This is a genomic window from Streptomyces sp. NPDC002181, from assembly GCF_042890485.1.
Lineage (GTDB): Bacteria > Actinomycetota > Actinomycetes > Streptomycetales > Streptomycetaceae > Streptomyces.
The window spans coordinates 111,602-136,116 of sequence record NZ_JBIASC010000012.1; the positions used below are offsets into that span (position 1 = coordinate 111,602).

Annotated in this window: 25 protein-coding genes; 16 read left to right on the top strand and 9 right to left on the bottom strand. The window is 73.8% G+C overall.

Features of this window, described 5'->3' with window-relative positions; translation table 11 throughout:
• Positions 1–69 precede the first annotated feature (69 nt).
• The 4 genes from ACFYXV_RS26305 to ACFYXV_RS26320 all read left to right on the top strand — a co-directional run bounded on the left by ACFYXV_RS26305 (position 70) and on the right by ACFYXV_RS26320 (position 6,831).
• Positions 70–2,541, top strand: coding sequence for a helicase-associated domain-containing protein (locus tag ACFYXV_RS26305; RefSeq protein WP_385467280.1), 2,472 nt, complete (start codon positions 70–72; stop codon positions 2,539–2,541).
• Positions 2,542–2,586: 45 nt separating this feature from the next.
• Complete coding sequence (locus ACFYXV_RS26310; RefSeq protein ID WP_385467125.1) at positions 2,587–3,180, top strand: DUF4291 domain-containing protein; 594 nt, start codon at positions 2,587–2,589, stop codon at positions 3,178–3,180.
• Positions 3,181–3,496: 316 nt separating this feature from the next.
• Positions 3,497–4,774, top strand: a complete 1,278-nt coding sequence (locus ACFYXV_RS26315) for an LPXTG cell wall anchor domain-containing protein (protein WP_389384198.1) — start codon at positions 3,497–3,499, stop codon at positions 4,772–4,774.
• A gap of 401 nt (positions 4,775–5,175) precedes the next feature.
• The gene (locus ACFYXV_RS26320) at positions 5,176–6,831 is read left to right on the top strand and encodes a DNA repair helicase XPB (protein WP_385467119.1); all 1,656 of its coding nucleotides are present in this window, start codon (positions 5,176–5,178) and stop codon (positions 6,829–6,831) included.
• Here the strand turns inward: ACFYXV_RS26320 and ACFYXV_RS26325 are convergent.
• Positions 6,785–7,714, bottom strand: a complete 930-nt coding sequence (locus ACFYXV_RS26325; protein ID WP_389384199.1) for a glycosyltransferase family 87 protein — start codon at positions 7,712–7,714, stop codon at positions 6,785–6,787. The two genes, ACFYXV_RS26320 and ACFYXV_RS26325, sit on opposite strands and share 47 nt — an antisense overlap.
• Before the next feature lie 68 nt (positions 7,715–7,782).
• Positions 7,783–7,968 (bottom strand): hypothetical protein, encoded by a 186-nt coding sequence (locus ACFYXV_RS26330; protein ID WP_030858490.1) that lies wholly within the window; start codon positions 7,966–7,968, stop codon positions 7,783–7,785.
• A gap of 485 nt (positions 7,969–8,453) precedes the next feature.
• On the opposite strand from ACFYXV_RS26330, the gene ACFYXV_RS26335 reads away from it, so the two are divergent.
• Positions 8,454–10,436, top strand: coding sequence for a HelD family protein (locus ACFYXV_RS26335; protein WP_385467277.1), 1,983 nt, complete (start codon positions 8,454–8,456; stop codon positions 10,434–10,436).
• Between the two features lie 133 nt (positions 10,437–10,569).
• On the opposite strand, the gene ACFYXV_RS26340 is transcribed toward ACFYXV_RS26335, so the two are convergent.
• A complete protein-coding gene (locus ACFYXV_RS26340) occupies positions 10,570–11,274 on the bottom strand; it encodes a copper homeostasis protein CutC (protein ID WP_385467113.1) in 705 nt (234 codons plus the stop codon).
• Between the two features lie 117 nt (positions 11,275–11,391).
• On the opposite strand from ACFYXV_RS26340, the gene ACFYXV_RS26345 reads away from it, so the two are divergent.
• Both ACFYXV_RS26345 and ACFYXV_RS26350 read left to right on the top strand, forming a co-directional pair.
• Positions 11,392–12,048: a hypothetical protein gene (locus ACFYXV_RS26345; RefSeq protein WP_385467110.1), complete on the top strand. Its 657-nt coding sequence runs from the start codon at positions 11,392–11,394 to the stop codon at positions 12,046–12,048.
• Positions 12,049–12,104: 56 nt separating this feature from the next.
• Positions 12,105–13,391, top strand: a complete 1,287-nt coding sequence (locus tag ACFYXV_RS26350; protein WP_389384247.1) for a Cmx/CmrA family chloramphenicol efflux MFS transporter — start codon at positions 12,105–12,107, stop codon at positions 13,389–13,391.
• 17 nt (positions 13,392–13,408) lie between these two features.
• Here the strand turns inward: ACFYXV_RS26350 and ACFYXV_RS26355 are convergent, their stop codons facing one another.
• On the bottom strand, positions 13,409–13,678 hold the full coding sequence (locus ACFYXV_RS26355) for a DUF4031 domain-containing protein (protein WP_030858500.1): 270 nt from the start codon (positions 13,676–13,678) through the stop codon (positions 13,409–13,411).
• 7 nt (positions 13,679–13,685) lie between these two features.
• Positions 13,686–14,063 (bottom strand): hypothetical protein, encoded by a 378-nt coding sequence (locus tag ACFYXV_RS26360; protein ID WP_099891255.1) that lies wholly within the window; start codon positions 14,061–14,063, stop codon positions 13,686–13,688.
• 103 nt (positions 14,064–14,166) lie between these two features.
• Here ACFYXV_RS26360 and ACFYXV_RS26365 point away from each other — a divergent pair, with 103 nt between their 5' ends.
• From ACFYXV_RS26365 to ACFYXV_RS26375, 3 genes are read left to right on the top strand one after another with little or no spacing between them, the layout of a single operon-like run.
• Positions 14,167–15,087, top strand: a complete 921-nt coding sequence (locus ACFYXV_RS26365; RefSeq protein ID WP_389384200.1) for a MurR/RpiR family transcriptional regulator — start codon at positions 14,167–14,169, stop codon at positions 15,085–15,087.
• On the top strand, positions 15,084–16,127 hold the full coding sequence (murQ, locus tag ACFYXV_RS26370; protein WP_389384201.1) for an N-acetylmuramic acid 6-phosphate etherase: 1,044 nt from the start codon (positions 15,084–15,086) through the stop codon (positions 16,125–16,127). Before ACFYXV_RS26365 ends, murQ begins: the two co-directional genes overlap by 4 nt.
• A gap of 41 nt (positions 16,128–16,168) precedes the next feature.
• Positions 16,169–17,653, top strand: a complete 1,485-nt coding sequence (locus ACFYXV_RS26375) for a PTS transporter subunit EIIC (protein ID WP_389384202.1) — start codon at positions 16,169–16,171, stop codon at positions 17,651–17,653.
• Between the two features lie 51 nt (positions 17,654–17,704).
• Here the strand turns inward: ACFYXV_RS26375 and ACFYXV_RS26380 are convergent, their stop codons facing one another.
• Positions 17,705–19,006 carry a helix-turn-helix domain-containing protein gene (locus tag ACFYXV_RS26380; RefSeq protein WP_389384203.1) on the bottom strand — a complete coding sequence of 434 codons (1,302 nt, stop codon included), beginning with the start codon at positions 19,004–19,006 and terminating at the stop codon, positions 17,705–17,707.
• Between the two features lie 214 nt (positions 19,007–19,220).
• Here ACFYXV_RS26380 and ACFYXV_RS26385 point away from each other — a divergent pair, with 214 nt between their 5' ends.
• The 4 genes from ACFYXV_RS26385 to ACFYXV_RS26400 all read left to right on the top strand — a co-directional run bounded on the left by ACFYXV_RS26385 (position 19,221) and on the right by ACFYXV_RS26400 (position 21,420).
• The gene (locus ACFYXV_RS26385) at positions 19,221–19,979 is read left to right on the top strand and encodes a DUF4232 domain-containing protein (RefSeq protein WP_389384204.1); all 759 of its coding nucleotides are present in this window, start codon (positions 19,221–19,223) and stop codon (positions 19,977–19,979) included.
• Positions 19,980–20,005: 26 nt separating this feature from the next.
• Positions 20,006–20,581, top strand: coding sequence for a GNAT family N-acetyltransferase (locus ACFYXV_RS26390; protein WP_389384205.1), 576 nt, complete (start codon positions 20,006–20,008; stop codon positions 20,579–20,581).
• 156 nt (positions 20,582–20,737) lie between these two features.
• Positions 20,738–21,010 (top strand): CopG family transcriptional regulator, encoded by a 273-nt coding sequence (locus tag ACFYXV_RS26395; RefSeq protein ID WP_385467088.1) that lies wholly within the window; start codon positions 20,738–20,740, stop codon positions 21,008–21,010.
• Positions 21,007–21,420, top strand: coding sequence for a PIN domain-containing protein (locus ACFYXV_RS26400; protein ID WP_385467085.1), 414 nt, complete (start codon positions 21,007–21,009; stop codon positions 21,418–21,420). Before ACFYXV_RS26395 ends, ACFYXV_RS26400 begins: the two co-directional genes overlap by 4 nt.
• Here ACFYXV_RS26400 and ACFYXV_RS26405 read toward each other — a convergent pair.
• Together ACFYXV_RS26405 and ACFYXV_RS26410 are read right to left on the bottom strand one after the other, a co-directional pair.
• Entirely contained in the window at positions 21,410–21,592 is a 183-nt protein-coding gene (locus ACFYXV_RS26405; RefSeq protein ID WP_389384206.1) for a hypothetical protein, read from the bottom strand. The genes ACFYXV_RS26400 and ACFYXV_RS26405 overlap by 11 nt on opposite strands.
• The gene (locus ACFYXV_RS26410) at positions 21,589–21,810 is read right to left on the bottom strand and encodes a hypothetical protein (protein ID WP_030858527.1); all 222 of its coding nucleotides are present in this window, start codon (positions 21,808–21,810) and stop codon (positions 21,589–21,591) included. The genes ACFYXV_RS26405 and ACFYXV_RS26410 overlap by 4 nt, the downstream gene beginning before the upstream one ends.
• 115 nt (positions 21,811–21,925) lie before the next feature.
• Here ACFYXV_RS26410 and ACFYXV_RS26415 point away from each other — a divergent pair, with 115 nt between their 5' ends.
• Positions 21,926–22,759, top strand: coding sequence for a Scr1 family TA system antitoxin-like transcriptional regulator (locus ACFYXV_RS26415; protein ID WP_385467078.1), 834 nt, complete (start codon positions 21,926–21,928; stop codon positions 22,757–22,759).
• Positions 22,743–23,000 carry a DUF397 domain-containing protein gene (locus ACFYXV_RS26420; RefSeq protein WP_389384207.1) on the top strand — a complete coding sequence of 86 codons (258 nt, stop codon included), beginning with the start codon at positions 22,743–22,745 and terminating at the stop codon, positions 22,998–23,000. Before ACFYXV_RS26415 ends, ACFYXV_RS26420 begins: the two co-directional genes overlap by 17 nt.
• 101 nt (positions 23,001–23,101) lie before the next feature.
• On the opposite strand, the gene ACFYXV_RS26425 is transcribed toward ACFYXV_RS26420, so the two are convergent.
• Positions 23,102–24,502, bottom strand: a complete 1,401-nt coding sequence (locus ACFYXV_RS26425) for a PQQ-binding-like beta-propeller repeat protein (protein ID WP_389384208.1) — start codon at positions 24,500–24,502, stop codon at positions 23,102–23,104.
• Between the last annotated feature and the right edge of the window lie 13 nt (positions 24,503–24,515).

Genomic DNA, 24,515 nt, shown 5'->3' on the forward strand with positions numbered 1-24,515 from the left:
CGTGCGCCCGTGGAGCTGCCGAGGGCTCAGCGGATACCGTTGGCCGGATGGGGACCGGCCGACGCGACCATGGAGGCGACCGTGCCTGAGCTGCCCGAGCCCAGCAGTGCTGCGGGAAACGCCACAGCGAGCAGCGCCCCGCGCTCCCTCGCCGAGGCGCTGCGCGCCCGCGACGACGCGTCGCTGGCCGCCCTGCTGCACGCGCGCCCGGACCTGCTCGGCCCGGTGCCGGGCGACATGACGCAGCTGGCCACGCGGGCCGGGACCCGGGCCTCGGTGGTCCGCGCGCTGGACCGGCTCGACCGGTTCGCGCTCCAGACGGCGGAGGCCCTCGCGGTGGCCCCGGACCCGTGCCCCTACCCGGTGCTGGAATCGCTGCTGACCGGGGAGCACGGCAGCGGATCCGGCTCCCGCGAGGACAACGGCGCCCGAGGCGTGCTCCCGGGCGCCCTGGCCACCTTGCGCGACCAGGCGCTGGTGTGGGGCGACGACGAGCGGCTGCGGCTGGTCCGCACCGCCCGGGAGCTGCTGGCGCCGTCCGCCGGCCGGCCCTCCCCCACCGGCCTCGGGCCGACCGTCGCCGAGGCCACGGCCGGGATGTCGCCGACGCGGATCCAGGAGATCGTGGCGGCGGCCGGGCTGCCCGCGACGCACGACCCGGTGTCCGCGGTGACGGCGCTGACCGGCCTGTTCACCGACCCCGAGCGGATGTCGGCGCTGCTGGACGAGGCCCCCGCCGAAGCCCACCAGGTGCTGGGCCGGCTGGTGTGGGGACCGCCGTACGGGGAGGTCACGCCGAACCCGACCCCGCCCGTGCGCTGGCTGCGCGACCGCGGGCTGCTGCTGCCGGCTTCGGCGCGGACCGTCGTACTGCCCCGCGAGGTGGCGCTGCACCTGCGCGGCGGGCTCGCCCACCGGGAGACGGCGCCGGTGCCTCCGGCGGTGCCCGCCGACCACGAGCACCGTCCACAGCTTGTGGACGCGAACGCGGCGGGGCAGGCGCTGGCCGCGCTGGCCACCGTCGAGGAGCTGGTGAAGTCCTGGGAGCACGCCGGGCCGCCGGTACTGAGGGCCGGCGGGCTGTCCGTACGGGACCTGAAGCGGACGGCGGCCACGCTGGACGCCACCGAGCCGACGGCCGCGTTCTGGATGGAACTCGCCTACGCGGCCGGGCTGCTGGCCAGCGACGGGGAGGCGGACGAGCGGTACGCGCCCACCCCCGCCTTCGACGACTGGCTGGAACTCCCGCCCGCCGAGCGGTGGTCGGCCCTCGCCGGGGCCTGGCTGCCGGCCACCCGGACCTCCGGGCTGGTCGGCGATCAGGACGCCAAGGGCCGCACCCTGTCCCCGCTGGGCCCCGACCTCGACCGCTCGGCCGCCCCCGAGGTGCGCCGGCGCGTGCTCGAACTCCTCGCCGCCCTGCCCGAGGGCGCCTCCGCCGCCCCCGAGGCCCTGCTGGCGCGGCTGGACTGGGAGCGGCCCGTACGGGGGACGAGCGTGCTGCGCGCCCGCCTCGCGCGCTGGACGCTGACCGAGGCCGAGGTGCTCGGCGTGACCGGGCGCGGCGCGCTCGCGGCGCACGGCCGGGCCCTGCTGGAGCACCGCGATCCGGCGCCGCAGCTCGCGCCGCTGTTTCCCGAGCCGGTGGACCACGTACTGCTGCAGGCCGACCTGACGGCGGTGGCCCCGGGGCCGCTGCGCCGGGACGTCGGCGAGGTGCTGGCCGTCCTCGCGGACGTGGAGTCCAAGGGCGGGGCGACGGTGTACCGGTTCACGCCCGGTTCCGTGCGGCGGGCGCTGGACTCCGGACGGACCGCCTCCGACCTGCACGCCTTCCTCGCCGAGCACAGCATCACGCCGGTTCCGCAGCCGCTGGCGTACCTGATCGACGACGTGGCGCGCCGGCACGGGCACCTGCGGGTCGGCGCTGCCTCCTCGTACGTGCGCTGCGACGACGACGGCATGCTGAACGAGATCCTGGCCGACCGGCGCTCCGCCGGGCTGGGCCTGCGGCGGCTCGCCCCGACGGTGCTGGCGGCGCAGGCCGAACCGGGCGCGCTGCTCGACGGGTTGCGGGCGATGGGGTACGCGCCCGCGGCGGAATCACAGACCGGGGACGTGGTCGTGGCGCGGGCCGACGCCCACCGGACGCCGGCCCGTTCGGCGCCGGTCCCGGTGCCGGACGGCCCGCCGGTACCGGACACGACGCTGCTGGGAGCGGCGGTACGGGCGATCCGCGCGGGTGACCTGGCGGCGACGGCGGTCCGCAAGGAACCGGCGACGGCGCCCGTGGTGGCGGGCGAACTCCCGCGCACGAGCGCGGCGGAGACCCTCGCCACGGTGCAGGCGGCCGCGCTGACCGGGTCGGCGGTGTGGATCGGGTACGTGAACGCGGACGGCGCGGCGAGCCAGCGGGTCATCGCCCCGGTCCGGGTGGAGGGCGGCTTCGTCACGGGCTACGACCACACGGCGGACGAGGTGCGGACGTACGCGCTGCACCGGATCACGGGGGTCGCGGAACTGGCGGAGGAGCACCTGTAGAAAACGGCTGGCGGCCCCGGGCCGGCGCCGAGCACCCTTGTGCCCATGCAAGAAGTACGAGCCGAACGGCAGATCAGGGCCGCCCACACCGACACCACGGTGACCGTCTACCAGGCGTACTCACCCGCGCTCGGCCTGCCGGCGGCCCGCGACGGCCGGTTCCCGCCCGCCTGGAAGCGGGAGCGCATGACGTGGATCAAGCCGTCGTTCCTGTGGATGATGTACCGCTGCGGCTGGGCCGCCAAGGAAGGCCAGGAGACCGTGCTGGCCGTCGAGATCACCCGCGAGGGCTTCGACCACGCGCTGCGCGACGCCTGCCTGTCGCACTACGAACCCCGCACGCACCCCGACCGGGAGTCCTGGCGGCGCGCCCTGCGCGGGAGCAGCGCCCGCGTCCAGTGGGACCCGGAGCGCGATCTGCACCTGAACCCCCTGTCCCACCGCTCGCTCCAGCTGGGACTGTCCGGTCCCACCTCGCGTGCGTACGCCGACGAGTGGACGGTCTCCATCCGTGACGTGACGGCGCTGGCCCGGGAGATCCACGGCCTGGTCCGCTCGGGCGACGAGGCGGCGGCGCGGGCGCTGCTGCCGGTGGAGACCCCGTACCCGGCGGGGCCGCTGGAGCACCTGGGCGCGTAGCCGGACGGCGATCCTCAAGCGGAATGCGGTGCATCGTTTTCGCAGCTCAGATGGGGTGGAAGGCCCTCCGTTCCCTGTTGCAGAGCAGTGACAGACGGGCGATGGATTGGTGATCCACAATGTGTGAAGATCAGTTCATCGCAGCAAGCGGCCGAGGAAGTCGAACCGGCGCCGGAGCGAGAACCCCGCACCACTCGCACCACCCGCCACCGGCGCTCCGCCGCGGCACCTCGCACGTCATCTTCCGTCTGTTCCGCCGGCCGCCACCGCTCTGCGCTGCTCGCCTGCCTTCGTGATTCCTTGGGGGGAGTCCACCATGTCCGCTCGCACCGCCACCCGCCGTTCCTTCCGCACCGCGGCCGCCACCGCCGTCGTCGCCACCGTCGCCGGTACCGTCCTGCTGCCGCTGTCGGCGTACGCCGCGCCGGCCGCCGACAACCACGGCGCGCTGAAGATGACCATGGGCGCCCCGGCGCCGAGCGGCCCGCTGACCCGCGGCGGTGCGACGGAGACCTTCGAGCTGACCGCCACCAACACCACGGACAAGCCCAGCTCCTTCCACCCGTGGCTGCTCCTCCAGGACGCCGGCGCGAGCCCGCTCACGCAGAGCGACGTCGTCTTCAAGGTCGAGGGGGGCCTGAACGCCCCGGCGACCGAGTCCTCCATCGGGCAGCAGGACGGCGAGTGGCAGGGCCTGTTCCGCCCCGCGGGCAAGTCGGGCGGCGAGGGCTTCGAGATCCCGGCGGGCGCCAAGATGACCTGGAAGGTCACGATCGGCCTCGGCAAGAGCTACCCGAGCACCAACGGCGACTTCAAGCTGACGGCCACGAGCTACTCGGGCGAGGTGGCGGAGGGCAACACCGCCTCCCTGACCTTCAAGACGGACCCGTCGGTCAAGACGGGCAAGCTGGAGACCGCGTTCAAGAACGTCGGAGACTGCAAGGGCGTCCCCGCGCTCCAGTGCCGCGAGATGGACGTGACCTACCGGCTCACCGGCGACGGCGAGTTCAAGACGGCGCTGTACACCTCGCTGGGCGCGTACTTCGGCACCGACGCCAAGGTCCCCAACCTCCAGCTGGAGATGCTGGTCAACGGCAAGTGGCAGGGCGTGAGCACCGCCGACCCGTACAACTTCATGCTGCCGACGATCCCGGCGGGCTTCAGCGCCGCCTCCGGCGAGCGCGTCGTGCACCTGCGGACCTCGTTCGGCCCGAACACGGACTTCAAGAAGGCCACCGACGTCACCCTGAACGCGGGCGTCGCCCTCGCCGAGGGCAACACCACCGAGTTCTCCGGCGCCGAGACCAAGTTCCAGCTCGCCCCGGCCACCGCGACCACGTCGCCCTCGCCGACCCCGAGCAAGTCCGCCACCACGCAGCCCTCCGCGAGCCCGTCCCCGTCGTCCTCCACCACGACGGCCGCGGCCGCCACCACCACCACCAACACCAAGGCCACCGGTGCCACGGGCTCCCTGGCCCACACCGGCGCCGACTCCAACACCGGCCTGTACTCCGGCCTGGCCGCCGTCCTCGTCGCCCTCGGTGGCGGCGCGGCCTGGCTCGGCGCCCGCCGCCGCCGCGCGACCCGCGCCTGACCACCGCACCCCGGAGGGGCCCGGCACACCACGTGCCGGGCCCCTCCGCCGTTCCCCGGGCCCGGCCCGCCCTGCGCATCGTCCCGCTGACTGTTGCCGGGGCTGCCTCCCCGGGCCTGCCCGTGCGGGTGACCAAGCAGACGCGCGTCCAGTTCGGCCACGGCCTGTGGATGGCCGGCCCTCCACGCCGGAGACGGCGGAGGCGCTGCCCATGGTTGCCGCCATCCGCAAGCGGCTCGACGACCGGCGGTCGGGGGGCGGACCCGTCGTGCGGTGAGGGTGGGGCCGGGCGGCTCGTGTCGGGCGGCGGCGATGGCTGTCCCCCCACCGGGCGGATGCGGCAGACTGGAGGTTTGGCCGTCCGCGTTCGGGCGGCCACCCCACGCAGGAAAGGGACGTTTGTGAACGGGCCTCTCATCGTCCAGAGCGACAAGACACTGCTTCTCGAGGTCGACCACGAGCTCGCCGGCGCGGCGCGGCGGGCCATCGCCCCCTTCGCCGAGCTGGAGCGGGCCCCCGAGCACATCCACACGTACCGGATCACCCCGCTCGGCCTGTGGAACGCGCGGGCCGCCGGGCACGACGCCGAGCAGGTCGTCGACGCGCTCGTCGAGTTCTCCCGCTACCCCGTCCCGCACGCGCTGCTCGTCGACGTCGCCGAGACCATGGCGCGCTACGGCCGCCTCACCCTCTCCAAGCACCCCGTGCACGGGCTGGTCCTGACCAGCACCGACCGGCCCGTGCTGGAGGAGATCCTGCGTTCGAAGAAGGTCGCCCCGCTCGTCGGGGCCCGGCTCGACCCCGACACCGTCGCCGTGCACCCCTCCGAGCGCGGGCAGATCAAGCAGACGCTGCTGAAGCTGGGCTGGCCGGCCGAGGACCTCGCCGGGTACGTCGACGGCGAGGCGCACCCGATCGAGCTGGAGGAGAACGGCTGGGCGCTGCGCCCGTACCAGCAGCAGGCCGTCGAGGGCTTCTGGCACGGCGGCTCGGGCGTGGTCGTCCTGCCCTGCGGCGCCGGAAAGACGCTGGTCGGGGCCGGGGCCATGGCGAAGGCCAAGGCCACGACCCTGATCCTGGTCACGAACACCGTCTCGGCCCGCCAGTGGAAGCACGAGCTGGTCAAGCGGACCTCGCTGACGGAGGAGGAGATCGGCGAGTACTCCGGCACCCGCAAGGAGATCCGGCCGGTCACCATCGCCACGTACCAGGTCCTGACGACGAAGCGGAAGGGCGTCTACCCGCACCTGGAGCTGTTCGACTCCCGGGACTGGGGCCTGATCCTGTACGACGAGGTGCACCTGCTGCCGGCGCCGGTGTTCAAGTTCACCGCCGACCTCCAGGCGCGGCGCCGCCTGGGCCTGACCGCGACGCTGGTGCGCGAGGACGGCCGCGAGTCGGACGTGTTCTCGCTGATCGGCCCCAAGCGGTTCGACGCGCCGTGGAAGGAGATCGAGGCGCAGGGCTACATCGCGCCGGCGGACTGCGTCGAGGTCCGGGTGAACCTGACCGAGAGCGAGCGGCTGGCGTACGCGACCGCCGAGACGGAGGAGAAGTACCGCTTCTGCGCGACGACGGCGACGAAGCGGAAGGTCACGGAGGCGCTCGTCGCCAAGCACAAGGGCGAGCAGACGCTGGTCATCGGTCAGTACATCGACCAGCTCGACGAACTCGGCGAGCACCTGGACGCGCCCGTCATCAAGGGCGAGACGTCCAACGCGCAGCGCGAGAAGCTCTTCGACGCGTTCCGCGAGGGCGAGATCAGCGTGCTGGTGGTGTCGAAGGTCGCGAACTTCTCGATCGACCTGCCCGAGGCCACGGTCGCGATCCAGGTGTCCGGTACGTTCGGCTCCCGCCAGGAGGAGGCCCAGCGCCTCGGCCGCGTCCTGCGCCCGAAGGCCGACGGCCACGAGGCGCGGTTCTACTCGGTCGTCGCCCGCGACACGATCGACCAGGACTTCGCCGCCCACCGCCAGCGCTTCCTGGCCGAACAGGGCTACGCCTACCGCATCATGGACGCCGACGACCTCCTGACGGCCGACGGCCCGACGGACTGACCGACGGACTGACCGACGGACTGACCGGCAAGTGCCCGGGCCCGGGCCCTTGCTCGTGGTGCCGAGGATCTTCGACGACGCGGACGTCCTGCTGCCCGAGGGGTGATCTGCGGACCGGGAGCGGGATCAGGACGAGGTCCGGCCGCGGCTTCGGGCGGCGGCGGGCCGCCGCCCGGGCCAGGAGGGCGAGCAGCGGGACGGCCCAGACCCACAGGTGCGGCCAGTCCGGCAGCAGGGCCCGGCCCGGGGCGGGCAGGTGCCGGGCCCAGAAGGCGGCGGAGTCCTGCGGGAGGACCAGCAGCCCCAGCAGGGCGGTGCCGGCGAGGGCGCCCGAAGCCGTCAGCGCGGCCCGGACCCGGCCCGTCAGCAGCAGGTACGGGATCAGCAGCGCCGGAGTCAGGGTGATCCCAGCGGCCGTGCCCAGCGCGAAGCCCTTGCCGAGGGCGCCGCGGGGCCGGCGCAGGTCCCACAGGACCAGGCAGGCCAGCGCCAGGTTGATCTGCCCGGCGAGCAGGCTCTGGAACAGCGGCTCCACCCACAGCCCGGCGATCGTGGCGGCCAGGACGGGCCCGGGCCGGGCCCGCAGTCCCGCGAGGCGGCAGGACATCAGGATCAGCAGCGCGAGCAGGCCCGCGTTGCCGAGCACGAAGACGGCCTTCAGCACCCCGGAGGGCAGCCAGGCGGCCGGGGTGAACAAGATCGCCGCGAACGGCGGGTACGCGGCGGGAGGCCGCCACTCGTCGGCGCTGAAACCGGCGGCGAGGCCGTCGGCGATCGGGATCCGCACCACGATGCAGAGCACGCCCAGCACGAGGAGCGGGCCCGTGACCAGTACGCCGACCAGGGGCGACGTCGGCGGGCTGGAAGGGAGACTCCGGGTCACGCGCGTGACCCTAGTGGATCACCGCGGCCGCCCCGCCGCTATCCGGCCAGGCGGAGCAGGGGCCGCGGTCAGCGGCGTATGACGCCTGCGTCCTCGGCGTACTCGCCCAGGACGACCACGCTCACCGCGGCGGACGCGAAGACCTTCGCGGCGCGCAGGGCGTTGCCCACCAGGTGGCGGGGGCGGGAGTCGGAGGTGGCGGTGGCGCCGCTAGGGCGGCCGCCCCGGATCGGAGTGAAGGTTGCGGTGCTCATGTATCCATGGTGCGTCCCCTTCCCGGATATCACATCGGTCTGCAGGTGGAACCCCGGGCCCTCCCGCCTACTCCTCGCGGCCCATGCCACCCCCTAGTGGATCTGTCCGAGGTCTGACACCGCCGGTACGGCACCCGGACGGCCCCACCCCTCCGGGGGACTTTCGGCCCTCGAATCCGTTCGCGCCGCGTCCGCGCACTGACTAGAATTTCCGGTCTTGCCGCCTCCCGCCGCCGTTTCGGGGAGAGCCGCCCGCCGGCCGGAAACCGGCGGGCTCCGTTCCGTACCGATCAGCAGCTGGAGGCATTTCCGTGTCCGCGCACGCCCCCGAGACCGGCATCGACGACAACAGCGACAACGACTCCCGTTCCGACTCCGGCTCCCGTTCCGACTCCGGCTCCGGCTCCGGCTCCGGCTCCGGCTCCGCCCATCCCCTCGCCCGCGAGCAGGCCCACCTCACCGCCTCCCGCGCCGCGCTCCGCGCCATGCGCGAGGACGTCGAGGCCCTCGACATCCGCGACGTCACCGCGAACTGGGTCAACGCGATCGTCCTCCAGGCCCAGATCGACGACCGGATCAAGGCCCTCGCCGACCTCGCGCACACCCCGCTCTTCTTCGGCCGCCTCAACTACCTGCACGCACCCGGCGCCGAGCTCGCCGAGGGCGCGGAGGGCGAGCAGTTCTACATCGGCCGCCGCCACGTCCACGACGCCGACGGCGACCCCATGGTCATCGACTGGCGCGCACCCGTCTCCCAGCCCTTCTACCGGGCCTCCAAGAACGACCCGCAGGACATCGCCCTGCGCCGCCGCTTCGGCTACACCGGCGGCGAGCTCACCGCCTACGAGGACGAGCACCTCTCCGACCCTTCGGAGGCGGCCGCCGTCAGCAAGCTGCTCCAGCAGGAGATCGAGCGGCCGCGCGTCGGCCCCATGCGCGACATCGTCGCGACCATCCAGCCCGAGCAGGACGAGATCGTCCGCTCCGGTCTGTCCGGTTCCGTCTGCGTGCAGGGCGGCCCCGGCACCGGGAAGACGGCCGTCGGCCTGCACCGCGTCGCGTACCTGCTGTACGCGCACCGCGAGCGGCTCGCCCGCACCGGCACGCTCGTCATCGGACCGAACCGCTCGTTCCTGCACTACATCGAGCAGGTCCTGCCGGCGCTGGGCGAGCTGGAGGTCAAGCAGGCCACCGTCGAGGACCTCGTGGCCCGCGAAGGCCTGGAGATCCGCGGCGCCGACGCCGCCGCCACCGCCGTCGTCAAGGGCGACGCCCGCATGGCGGAGGTGCTGCGCCGCGCGGTCCGCTCGCACGTCACCCCGCCCGCCGAGCCGCTGATGGTGGTGCGCGGATCGCGCCGGTGGCGGGTGCCGGCGTACGAGCTGGAGGAGATCGTCGCGGAGCTCCAGGGCCGCGACATCCGCTACGGCGCCGCCCGCGACGCGCTGCCGCAGCGGATCGCGCACACGGTGCTCGTACGGATGGAGCAGGCGGGCGAGGCCCCCGACGACCGCGTCCAGGACTCGGTGGCCCGGGGCCCCGCCGTGAAGGCGGCGGTCAAGGCGATCTGGCCGGCCGTGGAGCCGGCGAAGCTGGTGCTGCGCCTGCTGTCGGACGCGGGGTTCCTGGCGGAGCACGCGGCAGGGGTGCTCTCGGACGAGGAGCAGGAGCTGCTGCTGTGGGCGAAGCCGTTCCGCAGCGTGAAGTCGGCGAAGTGGTCGGCGGCCGACCTGGTCCTGATCGACGAGGCGGCCGACCTGGTGGAGCGCACGCACTCGCTGGGCCATGTCGTCCTCGACGAGGCGCAGGACCTGTCGCCGATGCAGTACCGGGCGGTGGGGCGGCGCTGTACGACCGGCTCGGCGACGGTGCTCGGCGACCTCGCACAGGGCACGACCCCGTGGGCCACGCGCAGCTGGGACGAGGCCCTCTCCCACCTGGGCAAGGCGGAGGCGGTGCTGGAGGAGCTGACGGCGGGCTTCCGCGTACCGCGCGAGGTGATCGCGTACGCCTCGCGGCTGCTGCCGTCGATCTCGCCGGGGCTGTCACCGGTCTCCTCGGTGCGTGAGACGCCGGGTTCGCTGGTCGTGGCGCCCGCGGTGGACCCCGCCGAGCTGACCGCCTCGGTGATCGAGGCGTGCCGCGCCTCGCTGGGCCACGAGGGCTCGATCGGCCTGATCGCGGCGGACGCCCGGATCCCGGAGCTGGCGCGGGCGCTGGAGGAGGCGGGGATGGCGTACCTGTCGCCGGGTGAGGAGACGACGGCGGTCTCGCGCCTGACCCTCGTTCCGGCCTCGCTGGCGAAGGGCCTGGAGTACGACTACGTGGTCCTGGACGAGCCGGCGGCGATCGTGTCGGGCGAGCCGGACGAGCGGACCGGGCTGCGCCGGCTGTACGTCTGCCTCACCCGAGCGGTGTCGGGCCTGACCCTGCTCCACGCGGCCGCGCTGCCGGCGGAGCTGGTCTGAGGCCGTCTCCCGGATCACGGGCCACGGGCCACGGATCACGGATCACGGATCACGGATCACGGATCACGGATCACGGGCCACGGATCACGGATCACGGATCGGGCCGGAGGACGGTACGTCCTCCGGCCCGGCCTCAGGACAGGGCCGCGCGCCAGTCGGCCACGGCCGCCGCCGACACCGGCCGCGTCCAGCCGTCGGGGCGGGCCGCGCCGCCGATGTGGAACGCGTCGATCCCCGCCGCGAGCAGCGCCGGCAGGTGGGACAGCGCCAGCCCGCCGCCCACCAGGATCTGCGCGGTGTAGCCCGGCTCGCCGCGGCGCGCCGCCTCGGCGAGCAGGACCGGCAGCCCGGCGTCGACGCCGGCCGCCGCCCCGGCCGTCAGGTACGTGTCCGGCGCCGCGGACTCCGGCAGCTCCGCGAGCGCCTTGCGCAGCTGGTCCCGGTCCGCGGCCCGGTCGATGGCCCGGTGGAAGGTCCACTTGCAGCCGCCCAGCTCCGCCACGACCGCCTCGATCGCGGCCAGGTCCGGACCGCCGTCCGCGTCCAGGAACCCGAGGACGAACTCGTCCGCCCCCTCCGCCCGCAGCGCCCGCGCCCGCGCGGCCAGCAGTTCCACGTCCGCGGCCGAGCCCGCCGAGAAACCGTCGGCCGTACGGAGCATCACGCGCAGCGGGATGTCGACCGCCGCCCTGATCGCCGCGAAGGTCTCGCGCGGCGGGGTGAGCCCGTCGGCGGCCATGTCGGTGACCAGTTCGAGGCGGTCCGCCCCACCCTCCTGGGCCGCGACCGCGTCCTCCGCGTCGAGGGCGATCACCTCCAGGACTGCACGGTTGCTCATTGGGCCCCACTCCTCCGGAAAGCTGCTGGTATGGAAAATAGGTCTAGTCCAATATCTAGAGTACGGGCCTCCGCCCACCCTCCACCAGCACAATCACGCCACCCGCACAATGTGCGCATGGACACCGAGCCCGACACCGCCCCGCTCCGCGCCCGCTGGCACGCGACCGCCGCCGCGGCCGGCGCCGCCGCCGGCCGCGACCCCGGCCCGTACGCCGACCGCCTCCTCGCCGCCTGGGCGGAGCCCCAGCGCAGGTACCACACCACCGCGCACCTGGCCGACGTGCTCGCGCGCATCGACGAACTCGCCGCGCACGCCGCCGACCCCGCCGCCGTCGAGCTCGCCGCCTGGTTCCACGACGCCGTCTACCGCCCCGACCGCTCCGAGAACGAGGAGCGCAGCGCCGCCCTCGCCGAGCGCGCCCTGCCCGAGCTCGGCATCGGCGCGGCCCGCACCGCCGAGGTCGCCCGCCTGGTCCGGCTCACCGTCACCCACGACCCCGCCCCCGGCGACACCAACGGCGAGGTGCTCTGCGACGCCGACCTGGCGGTGCTCGCGGGCGCGCCCGAGGCGTACGCGGCGTACGCGGCCGCCGTCCGGGCCGAGTACGGCTTCGTCCCCGAGGACGCCTTCCGCGCCGGCCGGGCCGCCGTACTGCGCCAGCTGCTCGGCCTGCCCCGCCTCTTCCGCACCCCGTACGGCGCCGCGCACTGGGAGGCCCCGGCCCGCCGCAACCTCGCCGCCGAGCTGGCCCTTCTGGCCGCTGGGGAATGAGATCCGCTTCGCGGCGGTTCGTGCAGAGCATGCCCTCCGCCGCAGCACGCTCCCGCATGCCCGTCGCCGTCCACGTCCTCGGCCTGTCCGTGTTCGCGCTCGGGACCAGCGAGTTCATGCTCTCGGGGCTGCTGCCGCCCATCGCCCGGGACATGGACGTCACCATCCCGCAGGCCGGCCTGCTCATATCCGCCTTCGCGATCGGCATGGTCATCGGGGCGCCGCTGCTGGCGGTGGCCACCCTGCGGCTCCCGCGCCGCACCACCCTCATCGCCCTCATCAGCCTCTTCGGCCTCGGGCAGGTGGCGGGCGCGCTGGCCCCCTCGTACGAGCTCCTCTTCGCCTCCCGCGTCGTCTCCGCGCTCGCCTGCGCCGGCTTCTGGGCGGTCGGCGCGGCCGTCGCCATCGCGATGGTGGACAAGGACCAGCGGGCCCGCGCCATGGCCGTCATGATCGGCGGCCTCTCCATCGCCAACGTCCTCGGCGTCCCCGCCGGCGCCTTCCTCGGGGAGAACCTGGGCTGGCGGTCCGCGTTCTGGTCGGTCGGCGCGGCCTCGGCGGTCGCCCTCGCCGGCATCCTGGCGCTGATCCCGGACATCCCGCGGCCCGCCGTACGGCCCACCCTCACGCGCGAGCTGCGCATCTACCGCGACCGCCAGGTGTGGCTGTCGATCGGCGTCACGGCACTGGCCGCGGGCGGTGTCTTCTGCGCCTTCAGCTACCTGTCGCCGCTGCTGACGGAGGTCGCCGGACTGGACGCCGGCTGGGTGCCGTGGGTGCTCGCGCTGTTCGGGATCGGCGCGCTCGTCGGTACGACGATCGGCGGGCGGATCGCGGACGCGCACCTGTTCGGCGTGATGCTGTGGGGGATCACCGCGTCCACGGTCTTCCTGCTCGCGCTGGCCCTCTTCGCCTCCTCGGCGGTGGCGGCCATCGGCCTGTCGTTCCTGATCGGCGTCTCGGCGTTCGCCACGGCGCCGGCGCTCAACGCCCGCATGTTCAACGTGGCGGGCGCGGCCCCGACCCTGGCCGGAGCCACCACGACGGCCGCGTTCAACCTGGGCAACACGGGCGGACCCTGGCTCGGCGGCGCGGTCATCGACGCCGGCCGCGGCTTCGCCGCCACCGCCTGGGCGGGCGCCGCGATGACGGTGACGGCCATCGCCCTGGGCGCGATCGCCCTGCGCCTGCACACCCGCGACCCGCAGCCCCCGACCCGGCTGATCGCGTCCTCCGCACCACGGCCCGCCGCCCCGGCCACCGCGGACTCGACCACCGCCGGCTCGACCACTGCGGACCCGGCCACCGCCGCCCCGGCCACCACGGCCCCGGCCGCCCACTGACCGGCGCCCTCCCGCCGCTACGCCGCCGGACGGCCCTTCGGGCGGCGCAGGCCCGCGGCCGTCAGGCGGCGGACCAGTTCCTTGCTGCCGACCTCCACCGCGCCCGCGCCGACCGCGTCCGCGTAGCGGTGCGAGGGCACGTCGTAGTGGTCCCGCTCGAACGCCTTCGCCGGGCAGCCGATCGACGCCGCGAAGGCGTGCAGTTCCTCGTACGAGACGTCGCTGACCAGGTGCGACCACATGCGGCCGTGGCCCGGCCAGGTCGGCGGGTCGATGTAGAGCGTCACCGGCCGCTCACCGGCCGGCGCCGAACACGGGCGCGAGGCCGCCGACCGCGGCGACCTTCACACCGGCCTTCGCACAGACCCAGTGCGGATCGGGTCCCAACTCCGGCTCCACGTCCAGCGCGTGCGGATCGCCGTGCGAGCAGACCGGGCACAGCGGCCAGCGCCCGTACTTCTCCAGCAGCGCGTCCTGTACGTCCTGGGCGACGAGTCCGGCGAGGTAGTCGACCCCCTCCGGCCACTGCTCCACCCACCACCGGCGGTGCGTGACCGAGTCCTCGACGAGGGAGACGACATCGGCGTCCGCGACCTCGCCCGCGGCGAGATCGGCGAGGACGAGGGCGCGGGCGACGTGAAGCGCCTGTTCCAGGGGGGTCGCGTGGTCCATGCGCCCATTGTGAACCCGTACGGCCCAAGTGGTGAAGGTCGTTCCCGTACCGGTGCCCGAATGGTGCCTTGACCGCCGCCGCGGCCGAAAATAGATTTCAAAGATGAGCGACGACCCGAAAGTAACTTTCAGCGGAGCGCACCCGGAGACCGTCCCGCTGCGGGCCCGGGTCCGCAGCCTCGGCCCCTCCATGACCCGCTCCGTCCAGGCCGTCGCCGAAACCGTCGCCGCCGACCCCGCCGGCTGCTCCCGCCTCACCGTCAGCGCCCTCGCCGCCCGCACCGGCACCAGCGAGGCCACCGTCGTCCGCACCGCCCGCCTCCTCGGCTACCCCGGCTACCGCGATCTGCGCCTGGCCCTCGCCGCGCTCGCCGCGCAGCAGGAGACCGGCGCGGCCCCCGCCGTCACCGCCGACATAGCCGTCGACGACCCGATCGCCGACGTCGTCGCCAAACTGGCCCACGAGGAGGCCCAGACCCTCGCCGACACCGCCGCCGGACTCGATCTGACCGCGCTCGCCGCCGCCGTCACCGCGCTCGCGACCGCCCGCCGGATCGACGTCTACGGCGTCGGCGCCTCCGCCCTCGTGGGCCAGGACCTCGCCCAGAAGCTGCTGCGCATCGGCCTCGTCGCCCACGCCCACGGCGACCCCCACCTGGCCGTCACCGGCGCCGTCCAGCTGCGCCCCGGCGACGCCGCCGTCGCGATCACCCACTCCGGCGCGACCGGCGACGTGATCGACCCCCTCCGCACGGCCTTCGAGCGCGGCGCCACCACCATCGCGCTCACCGGCCGCCCGAACGCCCCCGTCACCCACTACGCCGACCTCGTACTGGCCACCTCCGCCGCCCGCGAGACCCGGCTGCGCCCGGCCGCCATGTCCAGCCGGACCAGCCAGCTCCTCGTCGTCGACTGCCTGTTCGTCGCCGTCGCGCAGCGGACGTACGAGACCGCCGCGCCCGCGCTCGCCGCCTCGTACGAGGCACTCGCCCCCCGCCGATCCGCCAGGAGCCCCCGCCCATGACCGGCCCGCACGCCGACAGCCCGTACGCCGACGGCTCGCACGCCGACGGCTCGTACGCCGTACTCCGCGCCCAGCTCGACACCCTGACCACCGAGGCCTTCCGCCCCGAACTCGCCGAGATCGACCGGCTGTCCACCCTGGACATCGCCCGCACCATGAACGCCGAGGACGCCGGCGTCCCGGCCGCCGTCGCCGCGCAGCTGCCGCGGATCGCGGCCGCGATCGACGCCATCGCGCCGCGGATGGCCCGCGGCGGGCGGCTCGTCTACGCGGGCGCCGGCACGGCCGGCCGGATGGGCGTCCTGGACGCCAGCGAGTGCCCGCCCACCTTCAACACCGACCCGGCGCAGGTCGTCGGCCTGATCGCGGGCGGGCCCGGCGCCATGGTCCGGTCCGTCGAGGGCGCCGAGGACTCGAAGGAGCTGGCCGCCGCGGACCTCGCCGCGCTGGACATCGGACCGGACGACACGGTCGTCGGCATCTCCGCCTCCGGCCGCACCCCGTACGCGATCGGCGCCGTCGAGTACGCCCGTACGCGCGGCGCGCTCACGGTCGGGCTGTCCTGCAACGCCGGCTCGGCGCTGGCCGCCGCCGCCGAACACGGCATCGAGGCGGTCACCGGGCCCGAGCTGCTGACCGGGTCCACCCGCCTGAAGGCCGGCACCGCGCAGAAGCTCGTACTGAACCTGATCTCGACGATCACCATGATCCGGCTCGGCAAGACGTACGGGAACCTGATGGTCGACCTGCGCGCCTCCAACGAGAAGCTGCGCGCCCGCTCCCGCCGGATCGTGGCGCTGGCCACCGGCGCGCCGGACGAGGAGATCGAGGCCGCGCTCGACGCCGCGGGCGGCGAGGTCAAGCAGGCCGTGCTCGTCCTGCTCGGCGGCGTGGACGGCCCGGCGGCCGCCGAACTGCTCACGGCCGCGCACGGCCACCTCCGCGAGGCACTGGCCATGACCACTACCTCGGCCACGGCCACGGCCACGGCCACGACTTCGGCCTCGACCTCGACCTCGGCCTCGGCCTCGGCCTCCTGACCCGCTGACTGCCCCGTTCCCCGACGCAAGGCGATCACCACATGTCCACTGACAAGAACCGCGCCACCGCCGCCGCGATCCTCCCCCTGGTCGGCGGCCCGGACAACATCGGCTCCGTCGCCCACTGCATGACCCGGCTGCGCATCGCGCTCCACGACCGCTCGCTGGTCGACGACGCGGCACTGCGGGCGCTGCCCGCGGTGCTGGGCGTCGTCGAGGACGACACGTACCAGATCGTGCTCGGGCCGGGGGCGGTCGCCCGGGTGACCCCGGAGTTCGAGGCGCTGGTCGAGGAGGGCCGGTCCCCCCGGACCGCGGGGGCTCCGGTCACCGCCGGGGAACTGGCCGACCGGGGCGCCGCGTTGAAGCAGGCGCAGAAGGCCCGCAACAGCACCCCGGTGAAGCTGTTCCTGCGCCGGATCGCGAACGTCTTCGTCCCGCTGATCCCCGCGCTCATCGGCTGCGGCATCATCGCGGGCCTGAACGGCGTACTGCTCAACACCGGCTGGCTGCCGGCCGTCGTCCCCGCGCTCGCCGCGATCGCCTCCGGGTTCATGTCGCTGATCGCGGTCTTCGTCGGCTACAACACGGCCAAGGAGTTCGGCGGCACGCCGATCCTGGGCGGCGCCGTCGCCGCCGTCATCGTCTTCCCCGGCGTCGCGAAGATCGACGCCTTCGGCCAGCACCTCTCCCCCGGGCAGGGCGGGGTCCTCGGGGCCCTGGCCGCCGCCTTCCTCGCCGTCCACGTGGAGCGGCTGTGCCGCAGGTGGGTCCCGGAGTCGGTGGACGCGCTGGTCACCCCCACCCTCACCGTCCTGACCTCCGGGCTGGTGACGATCTACGGCCTGATGTTCCTCGCCGGTGAGGTCGCCACCGCCATCGGCTCCTTCGCCACCTGGATGCTCGCCGGCGGCGGCGCCTTCGCGGGGCTGGTCCTCGGCGGGCTGTTCCTGCCGCTGGTGATGCTGGGCCTGCACCAGGCCCTGATCCCGATCCACACCACCCTCATCGAGCAGACCGGCCACACCGCCCTCCTGCCGATCCTCGCCATGGCGGGCGCGGGCCAGGTCGGCGCGGCGCTGGCGGTCTACTGCCGGCTGCCGCGCAACCGGTCCCTGCGCACCACCATCAAGTCCGCGCTCCCGGCCGGTTTCCTGGGCGTCGGCGAGCCGCTGATCTACGGGGTCTCACTGCCGCTCGGGCGCCCCTTCGTCACCGCATGCGCGGGCGGCGCGGCGGGCGGGGCGTTCGTCGGGCTGTTCAACCAGCTGGGCGTCGCCTTCGGCTCGACCGCCATCGGCCCCTCGGGCTGGGCCCTGTTCCCCCTGCTGGACGGCGAATCCGGCGCGGGCGTCACCATCGCCGTCTACGCGGGCGGCCTCGCGGTCGGCTACCTGGTGGGCTTCGCCGCCACCTGGTTCTTCGGCTTCACCCGCCAGATGCTGACGGACCTCAACACCGACCCGCAGCCCGTGGCGGACGCGGCCCCGACCGCGGACTCCGACAAGGAACCGGCGATGACCTGACGGCGCCGCCGCCTACACCTGCGCCATCGTCCGGCGTGGCGGTCCGGCCGGTCAGGAAGTCGTTCCCGCCGGGACCCAGCCGTCGCCGCCGAGGGGGAACTCGTAGCCGGGCCGCCCGTTGTGACCGCTGGTACGGAAGGGCTTTCCGTTGTTGTCGATCGTGACGGTGCCGTGGCGGGACCCGCTCGACCAGGCGAGCTCCAGGTACCAGCTCACGTCGTACGCGGAGGCGTCGGCCTTGACGTAGAACACCTCCGGCTCGGACTCGCTCACCTTGAACGGGAAGTTCGGCTGCCCCGCCTCGGGTACGACGGCCGGGCGCACGGCGTCGAGGGCGACGGTGAAGGAGCGCGTCGGCACCCCGGCGCCGCAGCCGACGCCCGGGTAGCCCATGGCGTAGTCGTTCCAGGCGAGCGGCGCACGCTTGCCCGCCATACGGACGGTCAGGCTGTCCAGGACCACCGTCTCCTTGCCGGTGCCCTGGAGGGTCAGCGTGACGTACTGCTCGCCCGCGGACACGGCTCCGACCGCCCCCACCCACGCGGGCGCGTCCCGTCCCAGGGGCGGCGGGGCCACCTGGGCCGGAGGCCTCTCGATCAGGTAGTGCTGGTTGCACGGTGTTTCCCAGGTGTAGGGCTGGGTGGTCACCTTCACCGGCGTACCGGACGCCGTGTCGCCGCCGCGACCGGCGGGGGAAGGGCTCGCGGTGGGGGCGGCGGGGGCGGCGTCGGCCGCCGGCGCGGAGTCCGAGGGCGAGGGCGAGGCTCCCGACCGTGCCGCCTCGGGCGCTCCCGTCGTCCCGCCGTCCGTACGCTGTCCCGCGCCGTCCGCGAGGGACACGGCACCGGCGGGGCGCTCCCGGACGTCGCCGTCTCGTGCCGGCAGGTACGCGGTGAGCGCCACCGCCCCGGCCACGACGGCCACGGCGATCCCCGCGAGGACGGCCGTGCGGATCCGGCGGCGCCCGTTCGGCGCGGGCGGACCGGCAGGCTCGGCAAGCGGCTCGGCCGGGTCGGCCGGGTCGGCCGGAAGCGTCTCTGCGGGCGCCTCCGCAGGCGCCTCCGCGCTCGGTGTCCTGGCGCCCGGCTCACCGCCCTTGCGCGGGCGGTTGGCGTCCGCCAGCACCCAGGCCCGGTGCAGTTCGACGAGTTCCCCGGGCGATGCCTTGCAGAGGCGGGCGAGCCGTTCGACCGGTGCGTAGTCCGCGGGGACCACGTCGCCGATGCAGTACCGGTGCAAGGTCGACGTACTCATGTGGAGCCGTTTGGCGAGCGTTCCGTAGCTGAGCCCGGACCGGTCCTTCAGCTCTCGCAGCAGCCGGGCGAACCCGGCATCAGCAGTGTCTTCCGACACCGTTCCTCCCACCCCGTGTCCCGTCACGCATCCCAGCAACAGGCTGTTTCAGCAGCTCAGAGCCTGCTTCAGCATCCCAGCGTCCCTGACTGCCCCTCGGGTGCCGCGGCTGGGACGGATCACCGCACAGGCTGAGGTCATCCAAGCACAAGGCTCCCGGCTCCGGTTCCGACGAACCGCCTCCCCTGCCGGGCCATATGAAAGGCGATCAGCCATGACCGCGCTCCGCACCACCCGTACGACCCGACGTCTCGCCGGTGCCGCCGCCGTCGCCCTCGCCGCGCTCGCCCTCACCGCGTGCCAGAACGGCACGGGCCTCAAGGACGGAGGAGCCGCGACCGCCTCGGACTCGACCACGGCGACCCCCTCGCCGACGGGCGCCACGAGCCCCGCCCCGAGCACCCCCGCCCCGGGCTCCACGAAGACCGGTACCGGTACCGGCACGGGCAAGGGCACCAGCTCGGGCACCGGATCCGGCACCGGCTCCGGCTCCGGCTCCGGAGAGGCGAAGGGCGGCTCGTCGGACCCGGCCGCCGCCGCGGGCAACCGCGTCCTGTGCAACGGCTCCAACACCGAGGTGACCGTCCAGCCGGTCGCCCGACCGCTCAACCACATGCTGATCTCGGTGAAGAACACCGGCTCGAAGTCCTGCGACCTGACGTACTACCCGGTCCTCCGCTTCGACGAGATGCAGTGGGCCCCGGCCCCGCGGCAGGAGACCCGCCCCCAGGCCGTGGTGTCCCTCGCGCCCGGCCAGTCGGGCCACGCGGCGGCCATGCTGGCGGCGGCCGACGGCAGCGGCGAGGGCGGAACGACCGGACAGAAGCTCACGATCGCCTTCCAGGGCCGCACGCCCAACAGCAGCGGCGGCGCGTCCGCCATCCCGTCCCTGCCGGCCAAGGGCGTCTACTACGACAGCTCGCTGACGGTCACGTACTGGCAGCAGAACATCGAGGACGCGCTGGGCTCTTGAGCCGGAGCCTCGGCATACTCTCCGGCATGGAGATACCCCCCGTCGTCCCGCCCGGCCGGATGAGCGCGCTGCCCCAGACCGTGCTCGACCTCCCGGGCGGGTGGCTCCTGCGGCCCTGGGAGCCGTACGACGCCCCCGTGCTGGTCGCCTCCGGCACGGACCCGGACATCCAGCACTGGAACCGCACCGGCCGGTTCACCGAGGCCCGGGCCGAGGAGCGCATCGCGCGTTACCGCGCCAACTGGGAGGCGGAGAAGGCCGCGATCTGGGCGATCGCCCCGAAGGCAGGCGGCCTGCCCGTGGGCCTGATCGGCCTGGCCGACCTCGATCTGGCGGGCGGGAGCGGGGAGATCCTGTACTGGCTGCTGCCCGCCGGCCGTGGCAGCGGGACCATGGTCGGGGCCACGGACCGGGTCAGCCGCTGGGCCTTCGAGGAGCTCGGCCTGCACCGCCTGCGGATCACCCACTCCGTGGCCAACCCGGCGTCCTGCCGCATCGCGGAGAAGGCCGGTTTCCCCCTGGAGGGCACCATGCGAGGGGCCCTCCTCCACGCGGACGGCTGGCACGACGAACACCTCCACGCCCGCCTGCGCACGGACTGACGGGTCGCCGCCTGGAACTCGCCGCATGATCACACCATCGAGCTAACGCGCGGCGAAGAACGCTCCGTGGGTCGCATATGCCAGCAGCCTATGCACATGTATTCCCTCACCCCACATGCCGGACACGGCGGTGGCATCAGAAGTAGCATGGGTGGCATGAGCGAGCCCACCCAGAAGTACTCGATCTCGATGCCCCGCGACGTCGCCGAGGCCGCTCGCGCCCGCAGCGGCCCCTCGGGCCTGTCCGCCTACGTCACCGCCGCCGTGGCCCGCCAGATCGAGCGCGACAACCTCGCCGAGCTCATCGCCGTCGCGGAGGCAGAGATCGGCCCGATCACAGCCGAGGAAATCCGCGAGAAGGGCGACTTCCTCGTGCGTGCGCACAAGGAAGAGTCGGCCATTGCCGAAGACGGGCGGAGCGCCGCATGACACCCCGGAAGGCCGCCCCCGCCGGCACCCTCGTCCTCGACAGCGAGGGACTCGCGAAGTACATCTCCCGCGACCGTGAAACCGTGGGCTGGCTGGCGGCAGCCCACGCCCGGGACGTCCGTGTCATCACCAGCACGGCCACCCTCGTCGAAGTGGTCCACCCTCAGATCAACGTGCCGGCACTGAAGTGGGCGCTGTCCCGCGTGGTGGTCGAACCCGTCACGGAGGAGATCGCCCACCGGGCCACCGACCTGCTCCGCGAAGCGGGACTGCACGGGCACAAGCACGCCATCGACGCAATGCTCGCCGCCACCGCTCTGGCGGCGCCCGGGCCGGTCACCGTGCTGACCTCCGACCCGGAAGACCTGACGGCCCTCTGCGGCACACGCCTCGCCACGGTCAAGGTCTGACCACCCCCGCGGGGCCCGACCCAGCTGCGGTCCGCAGGAAGCGGACCAGGTCATCGGTGCTGTAACCGAGGCTCGGGCCCCGCTCGGCGGCCATCAGGAGCAGCTTCCAGGCCAGCTCGAACTCCCAGGCCCGCGCGGCCGCGAGGCACCCCTCCAGGGCGGCCTCGCTCACGCGGGACGGGCCCGCTCGTGCAGGACGACGGCCAGCCGGAGCGCGGTGGTGACGTTGCAGCGGCCGAGGTCGATCAACGGCAGCCCGTACGTCCCCGCCGCCGAGACCCCGTCCACGTCCAGCGAGGGAAGTGTGACCCCGACTCCGGCGAGGGACTCCTTCAGCTGCCGGACGGCCTCCTCCGCCGCCTGCATCCGCTCCTTGGCTGTGAGCACCATGACATGTCACCTTTCCACTCTGAGTGTTCAGCTTCCCTACACAGCGTGGCGAGGCCCCCGCTAGCCTTCAAGGAGGGCCCCCGCATCAACCGCACCTGTTGGACCGGGAGTTGTCATGCCAGGAAAGAACCTCGATCCCACCTCCCCCCGCGCCCTCCTCGGCGCGGAACTCCGCGTGGCCCGCGAACGCGCCGCGATGAGCCAGGCCGCACTGGGCGAGAGGCTGTTCGTGAGCGGCTCGTACGTGGGCCAGATGGAAGCGGGCACGCGCCGCATCACTCCCGAACTCGCCCAGTCGATAGACGAAATCCTCGGGACCGGCGGCTTCTTCGCGCGCAACACCGCGAACCAGGGCAAGTCCAAGTACCCCGACCACTTCGTGGAAGCCGCCGAGGCCGAAGCGGAGGCCCTGGCCATCCGGGAGTACGCGCCCCTGGTCATTCCGGGGCTGCTCCAGCGGGAGGCCTACGCCCGGGAGATCTTCCGCGCGTACCAGCCGACGGCTCCGGAAGCCGTCATCGACGAGCTGACGGAAGCCCGACTGGACCGGGCCAAGCTCCTCACCGACCCATCAACGCCCTTGTTGTGGTGCGTGCTCGACGAGGCGGCACTCCGGCGTGTTGTGGGCGGCCGAGCGGTGATGGCGGACGCCCTGCATCACCTTGCAACCTTGATCCGAGGGTGCCGGATCATTGCTCAGGTAATCCCGTTCGGCACGGGTGCCCACGCAGGCCTACATGGATCTCTCAAGTTGATGTCCTTCGCAGAAGCGCCCCCACTCGCCTACGTTGAAGGCATCGGAACAGGTCAACTACTGGACGATCCGGCCACAGTTGCCCGCCACACGCTGACCTACGATCTCCTCACGGCCAGTGCACTGTCACCGTGCGATTCGCTGGCCCTGATCGAGTCCGCGGCGGAGGAGTACGCACATGATCAGTACACCTGAGTACGACCTGTCGGCGGCCACATGGCACAAGTCGAGCTACAGCGGCGGAGACGGCGGCAACTGCCTGGAGATGGCCACCTGGCGCAAGTCCACTCACAGCGGCGGCGACGGAAGCGAATGCCTCGAAGCCGCCGACGGCCACCCCGACCTCGTCCCCGTCCGGGACTCCAAGGTCCCTGACGGCCCCCACCTCACCTTCAACGGCCCGGCCTGGACGGCGTTCGTCACCAGCCTCGGCTGAACGAGCCGTACATGAGGCTGGTGGTCGAGCGGGATCCTTCCCGTACCGGGCGACCGCCGAGATCCCCGCCCCCATGGGCATCGCCCTCGACACCCGGCCCCTCACCAGCCGATCGTCGGGGCCACGTCGAAGATCGGGGGGAGGCTGCCGTCGGCGTCGAGGTTGACGAACGTCCTCCCGTGGAGGGCGAACGACTCGCCCAGCCGCAGGCCCCGCAGGACCGTCGACTCGCCGTCCGGCCTCCCGGTTCGCGGGTCGAGGTGCCAGAGGTGGTGGTACGCGCCCTCCGTGACCACGGCGATCCGCCCGGACCGGCCGTCGGCGGCCAGGGCCCGGACCCGCCAGTCGTTCTCGAAGGCGCGGGTCCACAGGTGACGGCCGTCCGTCAGGGAGAACGCCGCCAGCAGCTCCCGCTTCTCCCGCTCCGGGACCGACGCGTACAGCACGTCGCCGGCGACCAGCCACTCCGTCTCACCCGTGGTCGGAACGTACGGCTCCTGCGACTCCGCCCGCACGCGGCCCGCCTCGTCGAACACCAGCAGGCGCCCGTCACCGACGGCCGCGGCCGGGGACGCCGACGCGATGCGCGGGGACTCGTACCCGACCGGCATCGGGTACCGCCAGGCGACGGCGCCGGTGCGCGCCCCGAGCGCGAACAGCTCGACTCCCGCGTCGGTCCGGGCCAGGAGCAGGACCCGCTCCGGGCCGGCGGCCACCTCCACGGCAACGGCGCCCGCCGGCAGCGGGGAGCGCCACCGCTCGGCGCCGGTGGCCAGGTCGTATGCGAGAACGGCGTCCGCGGTCGCGGTCACGGCCAGGGAGCCTCCTGCGGCCGGCCGGCCCACGAGGTGCGGGATGTTCATGGTCCAGATCTGCTTGCCGGAGGTGACGTCCACCGCCACCAGTCGGCCTCCGCAGCCGTCCAGCACGGTGGCGAAGGTCAGCAGACCGGTACCGGAAGGGCTGTCCGCGCTCATCGCGCACACCGCCCCGCCTGCCGGAACGCGCAGGCTCCAGCCGCGGCGGCCCTCCCCGTCGTAGCCGGTCACGCCGTCCGCGCCGGCCCGGACAACGAACCCGGTGGCCGGGGGCCCCGCCCAGGAGCCGAGCGGCTTCCCGACGGCCGAACTCCCCGGGGCCTGGTACGAGAAGAGGTCCATGTGCGGGCCGCGCAGCCAGGAGAAGCCGAGCCAGCCGGGCCACAGCGCGACGAACCCGACGGCGACGGCCAGGGTCCAGCCGATGCCGGAGCGGTACGCGCGGCCCTTCACCACCGACCACCAAAGCCCGCCCGCCGCCAGACCGGCGAGCAGCGTCCACCACAGCAGCGAGTCCAGCCCGCGCGGGCAGCCGCCGTAGTCGCACACGCCGTCGGTCATGTCGACGGCGGTCAGCTTCGCGCACAGGACGGCGTACAGCACCGCGACCGCGCTGAAGGCGCAGGCCGCGGCCAGCCGTACGTGGTCCCGGAGCCGCTTCACCGGCGGCGGTGTCGTGTCCATGATCCCCCTCGGC